Source organism: Mesorhizobium sp. ESP6-5 (assembly GCF_020164695.1).
Taxonomy (GTDB): Bacteria; Pseudomonadota; Alphaproteobacteria; order Rhizobiales; family Rhizobiaceae; genus Mesorhizobium; species Mesorhizobium australicum.
Map to the genome: position 1 here is coordinate 1 of NZ_JAIUGR010000012.1, position 15,331 is coordinate 15,331.

A 15,331-nucleotide genomic window follows, 5' to 3' on the forward strand; every position below is an offset into this window, starting at 1 on the left:
TTGGAGATGCCGCCCGGGAAATCGCCGGCGCGGAAGGCCGGCACCATGTCGTTCTCGATGATCAGTTTGGTGTGCAGATCGGTCAGCGTGCCTTCCAACCCGTACCCGACCTCGATGCGCATCTTGCGGTCGTTTGGCGCGACCAAAAGCAGGACACCGTTGTTCTCCTTGGCCTGGCCGAGCTTCCAGAAGCGGAACAGCCGGTTGGCGTAGGGCTCGATCTCCTCGCCGCCGAGGCTGGGAATGGTGGCGACGACGATCTGGTCGGAGCCCTTGGTTTCGAAGTCCGCCAGCTTCTGCGTCAGCGCCGCACGTGTGCCGGCATCGATGATGCCGGCATTGTCGACGACGCGGCCGGTCAGCGCCGGAAGATCGGCAGCGAAGGCGGCGAACGGGAGGAAGAGGATGCTGGCAAGAAGGCCGAGAAAGGAAAGGTAGGCGTTCCGCAGCGCCCCCCTTGAGGAGGAGATGTCCGGCAGGACAGAGGGGGGTGTTTGCACGCCGGCGGTCCGTCTTTTCGCGGAATTCGTTCCGATGACAGTCGCCGTTCACCCGCCCTGCTTCGTGCCGAAATCGACCTTCGGCGGCTGCATCTTGTCTTCGTCGACGGTGAAGTTGGCGAAGGGCTCGTTGCCGCGGAACCAGAATGTCGCCCACAGTACCGACGGGAAGGTCTTCAGCGTCAAATTGTAGTCCCTGACCGCCTGGATGTAGTCGCGCCGCGCCACCGCGATGCGGTTCTCCGTGCCTTCGAGCTGCGCCTGCAGCGCCAGGAAATTCTGGTTGGCCTTGAGGTCGGGATAGGCTTCCGACACCGCGATCAGCCGCGACAGCGCGCTGGTCAGCCCGGCCTGGGCATCCTGAAACTTCTTGAGGGCTTCCGGATCCTTCAGCGTTTCGGGCGTCACCGTGATCTGCGTCGCCTTGGCGCGCGCTTGGACGACGGCGTCGAGCGTGTCCTTTTCATGCGAGGCATAGCCCTTGACCGTCTCGACCAGATTGGGAATGAGGTCGGCGCGGCGCTGATACTGGTTCAACACCTCGCTCCATGCCGCCCTGGCGTTTTCTTCCGCCGTCGGGATCGTGTTGTAGCCGCAGCCGGCAAGCAGCGGCAGCACGATTGCCATCATCAGGAAGGCGGGCAACGTGCGAAATGTCGATGGTCGAGCAAGGCGCTGGGCAAGCATGAAGGGATCCCTCGATAGAAGTTGCATCCGAGCATTACCACAATCGGCGCGCAAGAAAACGGCCTCGGCCTCTGAAGCAGGCTCGGCATGAATTGTGCCCGCCCAAGGCCCTGTGATTGGCCCGGTGAACGCGATAAGGTTCGATCAGAACGGGATATCATCATGGCGAAACGCCAGGACAGCGACAGCGAATCGCGCCGTATCCTCCAGCGCGTCGCGCAGGAGACCGATCCGGCCGGCAACTCTTTCGTGGCACGGACGACGAAAGGCGTGCGCGACCACGTCTCCGCGGCCGATGCCGATCGCACGGATCCGATCGAAGTCTGGGGCACGCGTGTTGGCAGGATACTCGGCCTGCTTCTGGCGCTGGGCCTGATGGTCTGGCTCGTGCTTTTCCTCACCCGGGGCAGCTAGGAATCAAGAAACAATGAGCGCCGAAAAAACCGACGCGCCGCACGCGGTCATCGTCATTTCCAGCCATGTCGCCCGCGGCTCCGTCGGCAACCGCGCGGCCGTCTTCGCGCTGGAGACACTGGGCTTTCCGGTCTGGGCCGTACCTACGGTCACCCTGCCCTGGCATCCCGGCCATGGCCGCGCGACCCGCATCGTGCCGCCGCTCGACCAGTTCAAGGCGCTGATGGCCGATCTGGAGCGCGCGCCGTGGCTGGGTGAGGTCGGGGCCGTGCTGTCGGGTTATCTCGGCGAGGCCGGCCAGGCCGAGGCGGTCGCCTCGCTGGTCGCCGCGGTCAAGGCGAGAACGCCCGATGCCGTCTATATCTGCGATCCGGTGATGGGTGATTCCGGCGGCCTCTACGTGCCCGAGCCCACCGCCGCCGCCATGCGCGACCGGCTGATGCCGATCGCCGACATCGCCACCCCCAACCGCTATGAGCTGGAATGGATGGCCGGCGCGCCGCTGCCCGATCTGAAATCGGTGATCTCGGCCGCACTCCACGCCGGACCATCGACCATGCTGGTCACCTCGGCACCGTCGATGATGTCAGGCGGAACAGGCAATCTGCTGCTCGACGGCACCCAGGCGCTGCTGGCCGAACACCGCCTGATCGACAAGCCGCCGAACGGCCTTGGCGACTTGACGGCAGCGGTCTACCTGGCGCGCATCCTGTCCGGCCAGCCGGCGATCAAGGCGCTGCAGTCGACGACGGCGGCGGTCTACGAAATCCTGGCGCGCACCGCAAAACGCGGCGGCGACGAGTTGCAGCTCGAAACCGACGCGCAGAGCCTGTCGCACCCGATGGCCATGGTCCAGCTTCGCCACCTCACGCATCCGGGGCGGGATCGCCGGGCGTGACCCCGGCCAAGGTCGTGCTCGTCGGCGCCGATGGCTGCAAGGCCGGCTGGATCGCCGTGCGGAGCGAACCCGGTTCGACACGTCGTGACCCAGATACGGCGCCTTCGGTCGATGTCTTCTCTTCGTTCGCCGCCCTGCTGGCGGCGATCCCCGATGACGCGATCGTCGCCGTCGACATGCCGATCGGTCTACCGGAATTTTCGCAAAAGGGCGGACGCGGGCCGGAAGCGCTGGTGCGGCCGCTGCTTGGCGCTCGCCAGTCCAGCGTCTTCTCGATTCCGTCCCGTGCCGCGCTCTATGCCGACACCAGCGGCTTCACCACGATCGAAGCCTGGTACGCGGCGCATATCAGGGCAAGCGAAGCGGCCAAGGCCACATCCAACCCGCCGCGCGGCGTTTCCATCCAGGCCTTCGGCATCTTTTCGAAAATCCGCGAGATCGACACATTGCTGATCGCGCGGCCCGAACTGCGCGGCCGCATCTTCGAATCGCATCCGGAAGTCGCCTTCTGTCGCCTGAACGGCGATCAGGCCATGCGGTTGCCGAAGAAGATCAAGGGCAGCGTCAATCTGGCCGGCATGGCGGAGCGCAAGGCGCTGCTTTGCCGGCACGGCTATGACATGGATTTCCTCGACCAGCTGCCGCCACGTGGTGCGGCCGCCGACGATTTCCTCGATGCGGCGGCCATGATGCTGATTGCCGGCCGCATCGCCAGCGGCGACGCGAAGCCGTTTCCCGACCCGCCTCGCACTGACGGTTTTGGCATACCGGTCGCCATTTGGGCGTGACAATGTCGGCGGGCGTCCCGCTCTGGCGCATGGCATTTATAGCTAGCCCCTACAATTCTGCATTGCTCGTAACGGGTTTTTGCCGTTAGAGGCTTTCCTCGACCGCAACGAGCTGCCGCCTCCAACCCGGAAAGGCCTTAGCCGCCCATGCCTCATCTTCCCGAACACCTCCTCGCCGGCTACCGCAATTTCATGAACGGCCGCTACCTCACCGAGAGCGGCCGCTATCGCGAGCTCGCCCGCGAAGGCCAGGCGCCCGAGACCATGATCGTCGCCTGTTGCGACTCGCGATCCGCGCCCGAGGCGATCTTCGACGCCGGCCCCGGCGAACTCTTCGTCTTGCGCAATGTCGGCAATCTGGTGCCGCCTTACGAGCCGGACGGCGAGTTCCATTCGACCTCGGCCGCGCTCGAATTCGCGGTGCAGAGCCTCAAGGTCAAGAATATCGTTGTCATGGGCCACGGCCGCTGCGGCGGCATCCGGGCCGCGCTCGACACCAACTCCGCGCCGCTGTCTCCCGGCGACTTCATCGGCAAGTGGATGAGCCTGATCGCGCCGGCCGCCGAGACGGTGTCGGCCAGCACCTTCATGACGGCGACGGAACGCCAGACGGCCCTGGAGCGCATCTCGATCCGCTACTCCCTCGCCAATCTCAGGACCTTTCCCTGCGTCTCAATCCTTGAGGGCAAGGGGCGGCTGTCATTGCACGGAGCCTGGTTCGACATTTCGACCGGCGAGCTCTGGGTGATGAACAAGGAGACCGGCGATTTCGAGCGGCCGGTGCTGGAATGAACGGTACGGCGCGGCAGGCGATGAGTGTCCGGCCGGTCGTTTTCACGGCGGCCGCGCTGATCATAGCGATCGTTGCCGCTCGCGCCGATGACCGCGCCATCATAAGCCGCTGGTATTCGGCGCTGCTGGTCGCCGATCGCACCGAGCTGGCGGACCTGCTCGCCGACGACGTCCGCATCAAGCTCGACGACCTCGGCGTTGTCCAGAGCAAGCAGGAATTCATCGCCTCGCTCGACGAATGGAAAGGTGCGGTTGCGGGAGCCGCGATCCGCCACCGCATCGAGAAGACCGAAGGCGGGGTCACCACCGTGATCGCCTGCTACGACTTCCCCGACAATGATATGTTGATGCAGGAGACCTTCGCGGTGAGCGACAACCGCATCACCGCCAGTTCGCAGGCGGCAATCGCTGAAAACTGCGAGGGCTACTGAGGCGGAGCGGCCAACTGGCATATTGCGGGCCCGCGGACCGCGCCCTACATCGGTGACACCTCCTTCCTGACGCCAGCGAAAGACCCTCCATGCCCTCTCCGAAAGCCGTCGATCTCGCCGCCCATCCGTTGACCGCGTGGCGAGGGCCGCTCGGCCTGCCCGATTTCGCCCATATTGGCGACGGTGATTTTTCTCCCGTCTTCGACGCCGCGCTGAAGGCGCATGAGGCCGAGATCGACGCGATATCAGGCAACAAGGATACGCCGAGCATCGAGAACACGCTTGCCGCGCTTGAGCTCGGCGGCGAGGCGCTGGATCATGTCTCATCGATCTTCTGGTGCCGCGCCGGCGCTCACACCAACGAAACCATCCAGGCCCTGGAGCGTGACATTTCGCCGAAGATGTCGCGGCACTTCTCGGCCATCTCGATGAACGAGAAGCTGTTTGCCCGCATCGACGATCTCTACCGGCGCCGCGAGAGCCTTGACCTCGATCCCGAGACGCTGCGCGTCCTGGAGAAGACCTGGAAAGGCTTCGTCCGTTCCGGCGCCAAGCTCGACGCGGACGGCAAGACGCGGCTGGCCAAAATCAACGAGGAGCTGTCGTCGCTCGGCACGACTTTCGGTCAGAACGTGCTGGCCGACGAGCGCGACTGGGCACTGCTCCTCGACGAGGCCGATCTCGCCGGCCTGCCGGATTTCGTGAAAAGCTCGATGGCCGAGGCCGCCGAGATGCGCGGCCAGAAGGGCCGCTACGCCGTCACCCTGTCGCGCTCGATCTATGAGCCGTTCACAACCTTCTCCGAACGCCGCGACCTGCGCGAGATCGCCTATCGCGCCTTCACCATGCGCGGCCAGAACGGCGGTGCGTCCGACAACACGTCCGTGGTGCGCGACATGCTGAAGCTGCGCGCCGAAAAGGCGAAGCTGCTCGGCTACGCCTCCTTCGCCGCGCTCAAGCTCGACGACACCATGGCCAAGACACCGAAGGCGGTGCACGCACTGCTCGACCCGGTTTGGGAAAAGGCATTGGAAAAAGCCGCCGCCGACCAGAAGGAGCTGGAGCGTCTGGCAGCCGAGGCCGGCAGCAACGAAAAATTCGCCGCCTGGGACTGGCGCTTCTACCAGGAGAAGCTGCGCGCCGAGAAGTTCGCTTTCGACGAAGCGGAGCTGAAACCCTATCTGCAGCTCGACCGCGTCATTGACGCCTGCTTCGACGTCGCGACACGGTTGTTCGGCGTCACGTTCGAGGAGAAGAAAGGCATCGCCGCCTGGCATCCGGACGCGCGCGTCTTCGTGGTCAAAAATGCCGACGGCAGTGAGCGCGGCCTGTTCCTCGCCGACTATTTCGCGCGGCCGTCAAAACGCTCCGGCGCCTGGATGAGCGCGCTGAAGTCCGGTTACAAGCTTGGCCATGGCTCGAAGCCGGTGATCTACAACATCATGAACTTCGCCAAGCCGCCAGCGGGCGAACCGGCTTTGCTGTCGGTCGACGAAGCGAAGACCTTGTTCCACGAATTCGGCCATGCGCTGCATGGCATGCTGACCGACGTCACCTGGCCGTCGGTGTCAGGCACCTCGGTCAGCCGCGACTTTGTCGAACTGCCCTCGCAGCTTTACGAGCACTGGCTGACGGTGCCGGCGGTTCTGGAAAAGCACGCGCTGCATGTCAAGACCGGCAAGCCGATGCCGAAGGCGCTGCTCGACAAGATGCTGGCCACGCGCACCTTCGGCGCCGGCTTCGCCACCGTCGAGTTCACCGCCTCTGCCTTGATGGACATGGCCTACCATGCACGGCCCGACGCGCCGGAAGAGCCGCTTCGTTTCGAGGCCGAAACGCTTGCGACGCTGCATATGCCGGATACGATCGCCATGCGCCATCGCACCCCGCATTTTGGCCATGTCTTCGCCGGCGAGGGCTATTCGGCCGGCTACTATTCCTACATGTGGTCGGAGGTGCTGGACGCCGATGCTTTCGCCGCCTTCGAGGAAACCGGAGACCCCTTCAACCCGGCGCTGGCCGAGCGGCTGAGGAAGAACATCTACGCCGCCGGCGGCTCGAAGGATCCGGAAGAGCTCTACACGGCGTTTCGCGGCAAAATGCCGTCGCCGGAAGCGATGATGGTCAAGCGCGGATTGGTGTAGGCAATCGCCGAAGTCGGCGCCGACGTTAACCTCGTTGTCCTTGGCTGCCGACCCAAGGATCCTTTACCCTTGGCCACACCGGCCGCGTCAGCTTCGTGTAATTCGTCGCCGCCGGATTGCTGGGATAGGAACTCGGCGCCGCGACATAGATGATCTCGGCGGCGATCGGCTCGAAGCCGGCGTAGAAATGGTTTGTCGACTTGATCAGCAAAATGTCTTTCGACAGCGGATCGACGCCGATGTTGGAGAAGACATCCGGCTCGAAGGTCTGGGTGCGGTTGGTGTTCAGGATCACATCGACTTCGGTGCCCTCGATGCGCACCACCGCTGATGGCCCCAATGTCACCCGGCTCGGGCCAAAACTCTGCCAGCCCTCGGCAACCGCTTTCAGTACCTTGACGCGTGCATCGATCGGTTCGCCCGCCTGCGGGCCGGCTTTGCCGCCGAAACGCAGGTCGATGACGGCACCCTCGCCGGCCGCCTGGCAGAAAGTCACCGCGATCGGATCCCAGATCGTCGCCACGCCGAACTTGTCCAGGCCCCGCGCCAGCATCTGGCGCAGCACGAAGGTGCCGTCGCCGGGAACGCCGCCGCCGGGATTGTCCCAGATATCGGCAATGACCACCGGCTTGCCCGGTCTTTCCTTGCGCACGGCCAGCGCCCGATCGATGCCGTCGGCCGTACTCAGCATCGTCATCGCGGTCGTTTCGCGCATGGCATAGAGCTCGCGTCCAAGCCGCTCCGCCAGCGCATCGCCCTTGGCCTTGTCATTGTCGGTAACGACAAGGATGCGCGTGCCCATTTCGGGCACGTCGGCGGCCATGAAGCCGTGGATGACCGAGACCGACAGCACGCCGTCCTTGCCGTGCAGCGCCTTGATGCGGTCGACGAAGGAGCGCATCGGCTCGCGGCTGGTCGGCAGCACCTGGATCATGCGGCAATCGAAGGTTGAGATGACCGGCTTGATCTCGCCGCGCGCCGCGGCCAGGCCAAGCTCGACCACATGCTCGCCGCGCACGTAGAAATCGGTGTGCGGGAATTCGAGGAAATAGGCCATGATGTCGGACGCCGCCACGCGCTTCGGTGTCAGATGGCTGTGCGGATCGAACTCGCAGGCAATCACCACGCTTGGCCCGACAATGCCACGCACGCGCTCCAGCAGGTCGCCTTCGCAGTCGTCATAGCCTTGCGCCACCATGGCGCCATGCAGGCCCAGGATGACGGCATCGACCGGCAATGCAGCCTTGAGCTGGCCGAGGATTTCCTCGCGCAGCGCCTCATAGGTCTGCCGCTGCACGAGGCCGCCGGGCTCGGCCCAGGTGGCGGTGCCCTCGATCACGGTCAGGCTTTCGGCGGCCGCGCGGCGGCGCAGCGCCACGATCGGCGAGGAGCACAGGGTCGGCGTTTCCGGATGCTTGCCCGGCTCGGCATAGAACGCCATCTCGAAAGAGGCCCGGTCCGTTGGCACAGGCGAGAAGGTGTTGGTTTCCGTCGCCAGCGAGGCGGTGAAGATACGCATGAAAACTCCACGGGCTTCTTGTTTTCGCAATTCCGGACGGACAACCGCTGGGCACTTTTCCTGGAATTGCTGGGATTGCTATTTGACAGCCCCGAGCGCCAAGCCCCGGACAAGATAGCGCTGCAGCCAGATGAACAGGATCGCCACCGGCAGCGTCGCCAGCAGCGTCGCCGCCATGACATGGTGCCATTCGATCGTGTAGCGCCCGGCAACCAGCGAGAACACCTGGATCGGCAGCGTATAGCTCTCCTGGCTGCGCAGCATGGTGAGCGCCACGACGAATTCGTTCCAGGCATTGATGAAGGTGAAGATCGCCGTCACCGCGATCGCCGGCAGGCAGAGCGGCAGGAACACTTTTCGCAGCGTCAGCCAGCGGCCGGCGCCTTCCATCCAGGCGGCCTCCTCAAGGTCGCGCGGAATGGTGTCGAAATAGCTCTGCAGCATCCATACGGTGAAGGCGACGTTGAAGGCCATGTAGATGAAGCCGAGCGTGGTGGTCGATTCGACCAGTCCCCAGGCAGCCATCAGCCGGAACAGGCCGAGCACCAGCACGATCGGCGAGATCATCTGTGAGATCAGCAGGAACTGGCGGAACGCTCCATAGCCGGCAAAGCGGAAGCGCGACATGGCATAGGCCGCCGGGACGGATATGAGGATGGCGCCAACGGTGGCGATGACAGACACATAGAGCGAATTGGCCAGCGCCCGGCCGAAGCCTGTCGCCACCCACATGTCGGCAAAATTCGACCACCGGAACTCGCTCGGCCACCATGTCGGCGTCAGCACTTCGGTACGCGGCTTGACCGCTGTCAGGAACATCACCGCGAAGGGAAAGATCGTCACCACGATCAAGGGCGCCAGCAGCAGCCAGGCGATGATGGTGCGCTTCAGCTTGGCCTTCATGCGCGCTGCTCCCGCATCGCAAGGCGCACATAGATCATGGTGAAGATCAGCAATATGGCGAACATCACCAGCGAGACCGCCGAGGCCTCGCCGAGCTTGCCGATACGGAATGCCAGCTTGTAGAGGTGGGTGACCAGTATGTCGGTCGAGTTGGCCGGCCCGCCCTGCGTCATCACCCAGATGATCGGGAACGAGTTGAAGACGTAGATGGTGTTGAGCACGATGGCGATGTTGATGAAGGGTTTCAGGAGCGGAAAGGTGATCTCGCGGAACTGCTGGAGCGGCGTTGCCCCTTCGAGCGCCGCCGCCTCGTAGAGATCGTCCGGGATCGACGACAGGCCGCCGAGAAAGATCGTCGTGGTGAACGGCACCGTCACCAATATGCCGATCAGCACCTGCATCGGAAACGCCGTCTCGGCGCTCGCAAGCCACTGGATGTTGTGGTCGATCAGGCCAAGTCCGATCAGCGCCGAATTCAGCATGCCGCTTTCACCGCTCAGCGCCCAGCGCCAGACCACGGCCGTCATGGTCAGCGACACTGCCCAGGGCAGCATGATGATGACGCGGGCAAGGCCACGCCCATAGAAATCGGTATTGAGGATCATCGCCACCGGGACCGAGAGCAGCAGCGCTCCGCCGACCACCAGCACCGTCCACAGCCCCGTGCGCCAGAGCGCGGCGACGAAGTCGGGATCGGCGGCCAGCGCGGCGAAATTGGCAAGACCGCTGAACTCGCGCAGCTGACCAAAGCGATTGACGTCATGCGTGGCGATCTGGATCAGGTCCCAGACCGGCCAGAAGATGACCACCGCCGCCAGGAACAGACTGGGCAAGGTCAGGAGGTAGGGCAGGAAGCGATTTTGCATCGGCTGATTTTACACCGCGTTGCGAGGCATCAGTAGCACTGGTTGGCCAGTTGACCTGTTCTTCCCAGGCGCTCGGTTTCGAACTCTTCCCCGGCGTCGGCGCCGCCCCTCACCTGCCTGCCGGCATCCTCTCCCGTATAGAGACGGGGAGAGGGGAGCTTTCATCACCGCTTTCGCCAGTCACCAGCGTCCAGAAAGGGCTCCGAGATGCCGGCCGCCCTTTCTCCCCGTCTCTATACGGGGAGAAATGCCCGGCAGGGCAATGAGGGGCGGCGCTGACGTCGACAATTCGTCCAAAGTGGTTGCTTGTCAGTCTTCGTTATTTACGTGGAGCGCAGCCAAATGTCTGTTTGGAAATGTGGCGCGCCCCACCTGAGTCGGGGGCGCGCCACGGGCGCAGGGAGATACGCCCTATTTGTTGGGCGCGGCCCCTACTTCTTCAGCACTGCGTTGGCCTTGGCCGCCGCTTCCTTCAAGCCTGCCTCGGGATCGCCGCCGAGATAGATCTTCTGCATGGCATCCGACGTGATCTGGGCAACTTCTTCCCAGCCTGGGATGACCGGCGCGAAACGGGCATCCGGCAGCAGGGCGGTGAAGGCGGCCAGGTCGGCGTTGTTGACGTAATAGTCCATCTTGGCCTCTTCCTTGTTCACCGGCAGGAAGCCTTCGCCCTGCGTGAACTTGGCGCGCTGTTCCGTGGTGAACAGGAAGTCCATCAGCTTCCAGGCCTCGTCCTTGTTCTTGGAGTTCTTGAACATGATCATGGAGTCGGTGACGCCATAGGTGCCGCGCGCACCGGTCGGACCGGCCGGAATGGCGGCAACGCCATATTTGAGGCTCGGCGCCTCGTCCTTGATCTGGTTGGACAGGAAGGGCGCCGTGATCATCATGCCGACCTTGCCCTGCTTGAACAGGTTCTGCACGTCCTCGCGATTGTTGGAGGTGACGCCGGGCTCCGTCAGCCCCTCGTCGATCATCGACTTGTAGAGCTTGGCCGCTTCGAGCGCGCCCGGCGTGCTCAGGCCCGACGTGCCGTCCTTGTTGAGGATCTCGGTGCCCTGCGACCACATCGCGTAGTAGTAATAGACGTCGGTCTCGATCTCCTTGCCCTGAAGGCCGAAACCGAAGGCACCCTGCGCCTTGATCTTGCGAGCATCCTCCTGCAATTCGGTCCAGGTTGCCGGTGGCTTGGCGATGCCGGCCTTCTCGAACAGCTCCTTGTTGTAATACATGGCGCGCGCCGAGGCGGCGATCGGCAGGCCGTAGGTCTTGCCGCCCATGATCGAGGGCGACAGGAAGGTGTCGATGAAGCGACCCTTGAATTCGGGCGTGATGTAGCTGTCGAGCGGCTCGGCGACGTCCTGCTGGACGAAGTCGATCAGCCAGCGCGTGCCTATGATGGAGAGATCGGCGTTGGTGCCGGCGGTGATGTCGGTGGTCAGCTTCTGCAAGAGCACATCCCACGGCACCACCTCGAACTTGACCGTGATGCCAGGGTTCTTCGCCTCGAACTCCTTCTTGACCTGCTCGAAATACGGACCGGTCTTGGCGCTGTATTCGGCGACGGTAACCCGCACTTCGCCGGCCTCTGCCTGCGCCGCGAAGGCCAGAATGCCCATTCCGGCCATCAGGCCGGCAGTCCATTTCGCAAGGTTCATCCGATCTCTCCCATTTGTTTCGCGCATTCGCGCTCCTTGTGCCGGTGCCGGCACAAGATTTATGTGACTTTCCTACATTATCGATGAATTCGCTGCACGCAAGCGGATTAGTATGTTGCTTAATTACATCCGGTTCTTTAGCCTCTCAGGCATCTGCCTGACCTGCGGGAGGAGCAAGCGCCGTGGTTTCGAGAGCCGAATTCGAAGGCAGGACCGCCGTCGTCACCGGCGCCGGTGGCGGCCTTGGCTCGGCGATCGTCGCACTGCTGGCCGGCAGGGGCGCGCGGGTGGTCGGCTGCGACCAATCAGAGGAGGCGCTGGCGAGCCCGCACCTTGCCTCGCGGCATGTCTTCGACCTTCTCGACCGGGCTTCCATCGAGGCGGGGATCGCCGCCGTTCTCGACCGGGACGGCGTGCCAGATATCCTGGTCAACAATGCCGGCTGGACGCGCGCCGAAACGCTCGATGCGCTGACGGCGGACACGATCGAACATGAGCTCGACCTCAACCTGACCGGTGTGATGACTTTCGCCGGCCCGCTGGTTAAGGCGATGGCTGCACGCGGTTCGGGCAGCGTCGTCTTCATTTCTTCCGTCAACGCCATCGCGCATTTCGGCAATCCGGCCTACGCCGCCGCCAAGGCCGGCATCAACGCCTATGCCAAGTCGATCGCCGTCGAGCTCGGCCGTAGCGGCGTGCGCGCCAATGTCGTCTGCCCCGGATCGATTCGCACCGCCGCCTGGGACCATCGCCTTGCCAAGAACCCTGACATAATCGGCAAGCTGCAGCGGCTCTATCCGCTCGGCCGCATCGTCAACGCCTCCGAAGTCGCCGAAGCGGTGACTTTCCTTGCCTCCGACCGCGCCTCGGGCGTAACAGGCGTGGTGATGCCCGTGGATGCGGGACTGACCGCCGGCTGCCTGCCGTTCATCGACGACATACTGGGAGCGTGACCATGACCGACGTCGAGTTTCGCAACCTCTCGAAATCCTTCGGCCAGCACAAGATCCTCGAGGAGATCAGCCTCGACATCAAGAGCGGCGAGTTCGTCGTGCTCGTCGGCCCGTCCGGCTGCGGCAAGTCGACCTTGCTGCGCATGCTGGCGGGCCTGGAGACCATCAGTTCCGGCGACCTCCTGATCGGTGGCACGCGCGCCAACGACCTGCCGCCGCAGCAGCGCAACATCGCCATGGTGTTCCAATCCTACGCGCTGTTCCCGCACCTGAAGGCTTCCGACAATATCGGCTTCGGTCCGAAAATCCGGGGCGAGAGCCGCGCCGCCATCGACCAGAAGGTCAAGAAGGCGTCCGGCGTCCTCAACCTGTTCTCCTATCTCGACCGGTATCCCCGCCAACTCTCGGGCGGCCAGCGCCAGCGTGTCGCCATGGGCCGCGCCATCGTGCGCGAACCCTCGGTGTTCCTGTTCGACGAGCCGCTCAGCAATCTCGACGCGCAGTTGCGCGTACAGATGCGCACCGAGATCAAGGCGCTGCACCAACGGCTGAAATCCACCATAGTTTACGTCACCCACGACCAGATCGAGGCCATGACCATGGCCGACCGCATCGTCGTGATGGACCGCGGCAGGATCCAGCAGGTCGGGCCGCCGCTGGAGCTCTATGACAGGCCGGCCAACAAGTTCGTCGCTGGTTTCCTCGGCTCGCCGTCGATGAGTTTTGTATCCGGGGCACTGAAGACGACGCCCGGGACGACCTGGTTCGAGTCGGTCGGCGGCGGCCGGCTTGCGCTTGCCGGCGACCCGGTGCCGGCAGGCAGTGCCGTCGAGGCGGGCATCCGGCCGGAGCATTTCATCGTCGGTGAAGCCACCGACGCCATGACGCTCAAGGTTGACGTGGTCGAGCCGACCGGCTCCGAAACCCATGTCTACGGCGCCATTGGCACCGATACGGTGCGCGCCGTGTTCCGCGACCGGGTGCCGGTGCGGCCGGGCGACCTGCTGCCGGTCTCGGTCGACCCCGGCAACATCCATCTGTTCGACACGGCGACGGGCCTGCCGCTGCGATGACGACAGAAACGCGGATATGAAGACGCCGGCCGACATCATCACGCGGCTGCAGCTGATGTCGCAGGACGGCACCAAGTCGGATCGCCGGCTGGCGAGCCTCGTCCTGTCCGACCTCGACTTCGCCTCCAAGGCCGCGATCTCCGAGATCGCCGCGCGGGTCGGCGTCAGCGAACCGACTGTCACCCGCTTCTGCCGCAATCTCGGCTGCGAGGGGTTGCGCGACTTCAAGTTCTACCTGGCCCAGGCCATCGCCATCGGCGGCCAGTATCTGTCGCCGGAGCCACTGAGCCGCGACGCCCGCGAACAGCGCATTGCCTCGGCCATCACCGAAGCGGCTGTTACAGCCATCCAGCGCGCCAGCGAGAACCTCGACATGACGACGCTGGTCGACGTCGCCGCGCGGCTTGCGGCATCAGGCAATGTGCTGTGCATAGGTTCGGGTGGCATCTCCTCGATGATGGCGACCGAAATGCAAAACCGGCTGTTCAGGCTCGGCCTGCCGGTTCTGGCACAGATCGACGGACAGCTGCAGCGCATGTATGCCGCCGTTGCCACGCCAGACACCACGGTGGTCGCCTTCTCGGTCTCCGGCTATGCGCGCTCGGTCATCGAGGCGGTGCAGGTCGCCCAACAATATGGCGCCGCCACGGTGGCGGTCACCGCGCCCGACTCCGCGCTGGCCAAGGTCGCCGACACTGTCATCCACCTGCAGCCGTTCGAGGACGGCAACATCTACAAGCCGACATCGTCACGTTACGCGTTGCTGGCGATCGTCGACATGATCGTGACCTCGGTCGCCGAGACACGCGGACCGAAGGTGCTGGAGAACCTGCGCCGCATCAAGCAGAGCGTGAACACGCTGAAGGTCGACGACCCCCGTTTGCCGCTGGGCGATTGACGAGCCGGCGCCGAAACCGCCAATTTCTCCCCAAGCGGGGATAAGGAGTGGTCCGCGCCTTCCGAACGACCAATGCCCGGAGCGACGGCGCAGGACCGGGTCCGGCAGGACAGAGGGGGGCGCTGTCCTGCCTGCATCTTAATTTTGGAAAAGCGCTTCGACACCCGTTACCAGCGCCTCAGGATCACCCAATATCCGCAACGTCTTGAGGCGGGCCGTACCGCCGGCAACGACCGAAACAGCCGATGCCGGAACACCCAGCGCCTTGGCGACCAGCCTCTCCAGCGCTTGATTGGCGGCGCCGTTTTCCGGCACGGCGCGGACCCGCGCCTTCACGTGACTGCGTCCGTCCGCCGATGTTTCGACGATTTCGATTCGGTCCACGGAAGACTTCGGCGTCAGCCGCACGAACAGATCGACGCCGTTCTCGCGCATGCGGAACGGCGCGCTCATGCGATCGTCAGGCCAGCAGCAGCGGCGCGACCGTGGTGAGAATGAACTGCCTGAGGAAGAACAGGATCAGCAACAGGATGATCGGCGAGATGTCGATACCGCCAAGGTCGGGCATGAAGCGGCGGATCGGCCGCAGCGCCGGCTCGGTCAGTCGGTAGAGCATGTTCCCGATGCTCCCGACGAACTGGTTGCGCGAGTTGACGACGTTGAAGGCATAAAGCCAGGAAAAGATCGCCGAGGCGATGATGACCCACCAATAGAGGTCGAGCGCCATGACGATGGTTTGAATGAGGGCGAGCATGCCGGACTCCAATTGTTGCCGACATGTAGCCATTACGCGCCAAACCGGCAAGG

17 protein-coding genes are annotated in these 15,331 nt (G+C 64.1%); 9 read left to right on the forward strand and 8 right to left on the reverse strand.

Annotated features, from left to right (window positions below; translation table 11 throughout):
• Both LB524_RS19910 and LB524_RS19915 read right to left on the reverse strand, forming a co-directional pair.
• Positions 1-449 (reverse strand): TPM domain-containing protein (locus tag LB524_RS19910; protein WP_224529796.1); only part of this gene is annotated, 449 nt, incomplete at its 3' end.
• Between the two features lie 99 nt (positions 450-548).
• Positions 549-1,187 (reverse strand): LemA family protein, encoded by a 639-nt coding sequence (locus LB524_RS19915; protein WP_015315127.1) that lies wholly within the window; start codon positions 1,185-1,187, stop codon positions 549-551.
• A 162-nt stretch (positions 1,188-1,349) separates the two neighbouring features.
• Between LB524_RS19915 and LB524_RS19920 the strand changes: the two genes are divergently transcribed.
• From LB524_RS19920 to LB524_RS19945, 6 genes are all read left to right on the forward strand, one after another.
• A complete protein-coding gene (locus LB524_RS19920; protein WP_023771802.1) occupies positions 1,350-1,601 on the forward strand; it encodes a hypothetical protein in 252 nt (83 codons plus the stop codon).
• A 13-nt stretch (positions 1,602-1,614) separates the two neighbouring features.
• Positions 1,615-2,499, forward strand: a complete 885-nt coding sequence (pdxY, locus tag LB524_RS19925; RefSeq protein WP_140616546.1) for a pyridoxal kinase PdxY — start codon at positions 1,615-1,617, stop codon at positions 2,497-2,499.
• A complete protein-coding gene (locus tag LB524_RS19930) occupies positions 2,496-3,287 on the forward strand; it encodes a DUF429 domain-containing protein (RefSeq protein WP_224529554.1) in 792 nt (263 codons plus the stop codon). The genes pdxY and LB524_RS19930 overlap by 4 nt, the downstream gene beginning before the upstream one ends.
• Positions 3,288-3,434: 147 nt before the next feature.
• Positions 3,435-4,079, forward strand: coding sequence for a carbonic anhydrase (locus LB524_RS19935; protein WP_140616544.1), 645 nt, complete (start codon positions 3,435-3,437; stop codon positions 4,077-4,079).
• Positions 4,076-4,510 carry a nuclear transport factor 2 family protein gene (locus LB524_RS19940; protein ID WP_224529555.1) on the forward strand — a complete coding sequence of 145 codons (435 nt, stop codon included), beginning with the start codon at positions 4,076-4,078 and terminating at the stop codon, positions 4,508-4,510. The genes LB524_RS19935 and LB524_RS19940 overlap by 4 nt, the downstream gene beginning before the upstream one ends.
• An 89-nt stretch (positions 4,511-4,599) precedes the next feature.
• Positions 4,600-6,654, forward strand: coding sequence for a M3 family metallopeptidase (locus LB524_RS19945; RefSeq protein WP_224529556.1), 2,055 nt, complete (start codon positions 4,600-4,602; stop codon positions 6,652-6,654).
• 25 nt (positions 6,655-6,679) lie between these two features.
• Here the strand turns inward: LB524_RS19945 and LB524_RS19950 are convergent, their stop codons facing one another.
• From LB524_RS19950 to LB524_RS19965, 4 genes are all read right to left on the reverse strand, one after another.
• Complete coding sequence (locus LB524_RS19950; protein ID WP_224529557.1) at positions 6,680-8,173, reverse strand: M81 family metallopeptidase; 1,494 nt, start codon at positions 8,171-8,173, stop codon at positions 6,680-6,682.
• Positions 8,174-8,251: 78 nt separating this feature from the next.
• Positions 8,252-9,076, reverse strand: coding sequence for a carbohydrate ABC transporter permease (locus LB524_RS19955; protein ID WP_224529558.1), 825 nt, complete (start codon positions 9,074-9,076; stop codon positions 8,252-8,254).
• Positions 9,073-9,942 (reverse strand): carbohydrate ABC transporter permease, encoded by an 870-nt coding sequence (locus LB524_RS19960; protein WP_015315118.1) that lies wholly within the window; start codon positions 9,940-9,942, stop codon positions 9,073-9,075. Before LB524_RS19960 ends, LB524_RS19955 begins: the two co-directional genes overlap by 4 nt.
• A 431-nt stretch (positions 9,943-10,373) precedes the next feature.
• Positions 10,374-11,600 carry an ABC transporter substrate-binding protein gene (locus LB524_RS19965; RefSeq protein ID WP_140662496.1) on the reverse strand — a complete coding sequence of 409 codons (1,227 nt, stop codon included), beginning with the start codon at positions 11,598-11,600 and terminating at the stop codon, positions 10,374-10,376.
• Positions 11,601-11,782: 182 nt separating this feature from the next.
• On the opposite strand from LB524_RS19965, the gene LB524_RS19970 reads away from it, so the two are divergent.
• The 3 genes from LB524_RS19970 to LB524_RS19980 are packed head-to-tail and all read left to right on the forward strand — an operon-like array spanning position 11,783 to position 14,524.
• Entirely contained in the window at positions 11,783-12,553 is a 771-nt protein-coding gene (locus LB524_RS19970) for an SDR family NAD(P)-dependent oxidoreductase (RefSeq protein ID WP_224529559.1), read from the forward strand.
• A 2-nt stretch (positions 12,554-12,555) separates the two neighbouring features.
• Entirely contained in the window at positions 12,556-13,626 is a 1,071-nt protein-coding gene (locus LB524_RS19975) for an ABC transporter ATP-binding protein (RefSeq protein ID WP_140616538.1), read from the forward strand.
• A 16-nt stretch (positions 13,627-13,642) separates the two neighbouring features.
• Positions 13,643-14,524: a MurR/RpiR family transcriptional regulator gene (locus LB524_RS19980; protein WP_015315114.1), complete on the forward strand. Its 882-nt coding sequence runs from the start codon at positions 13,643-13,645 to the stop codon at positions 14,522-14,524.
• Positions 14,525-14,662: 138 nt separating this feature from the next.
• Here the strand turns inward: LB524_RS19980 and LB524_RS19985 are convergent, their stop codons facing one another.
• Positions 14,663-14,977: a DUF167 domain-containing protein gene (locus LB524_RS19985; protein ID WP_224529562.1), complete on the reverse strand. Its 315-nt coding sequence runs from the start codon at positions 14,975-14,977 to the stop codon at positions 14,663-14,665.
• 7 nt (positions 14,978-14,984) lie between these two features.
• The gene (locus tag LB524_RS19990; protein WP_015315112.1) at positions 14,985-15,278 is read right to left on the reverse strand and encodes a YggT family protein; all 294 of its coding nucleotides are present in this window, start codon (positions 15,276-15,278) and stop codon (positions 14,985-14,987) included.
• Between the last annotated feature and the right edge of the window lie 53 nt (positions 15,279-15,331).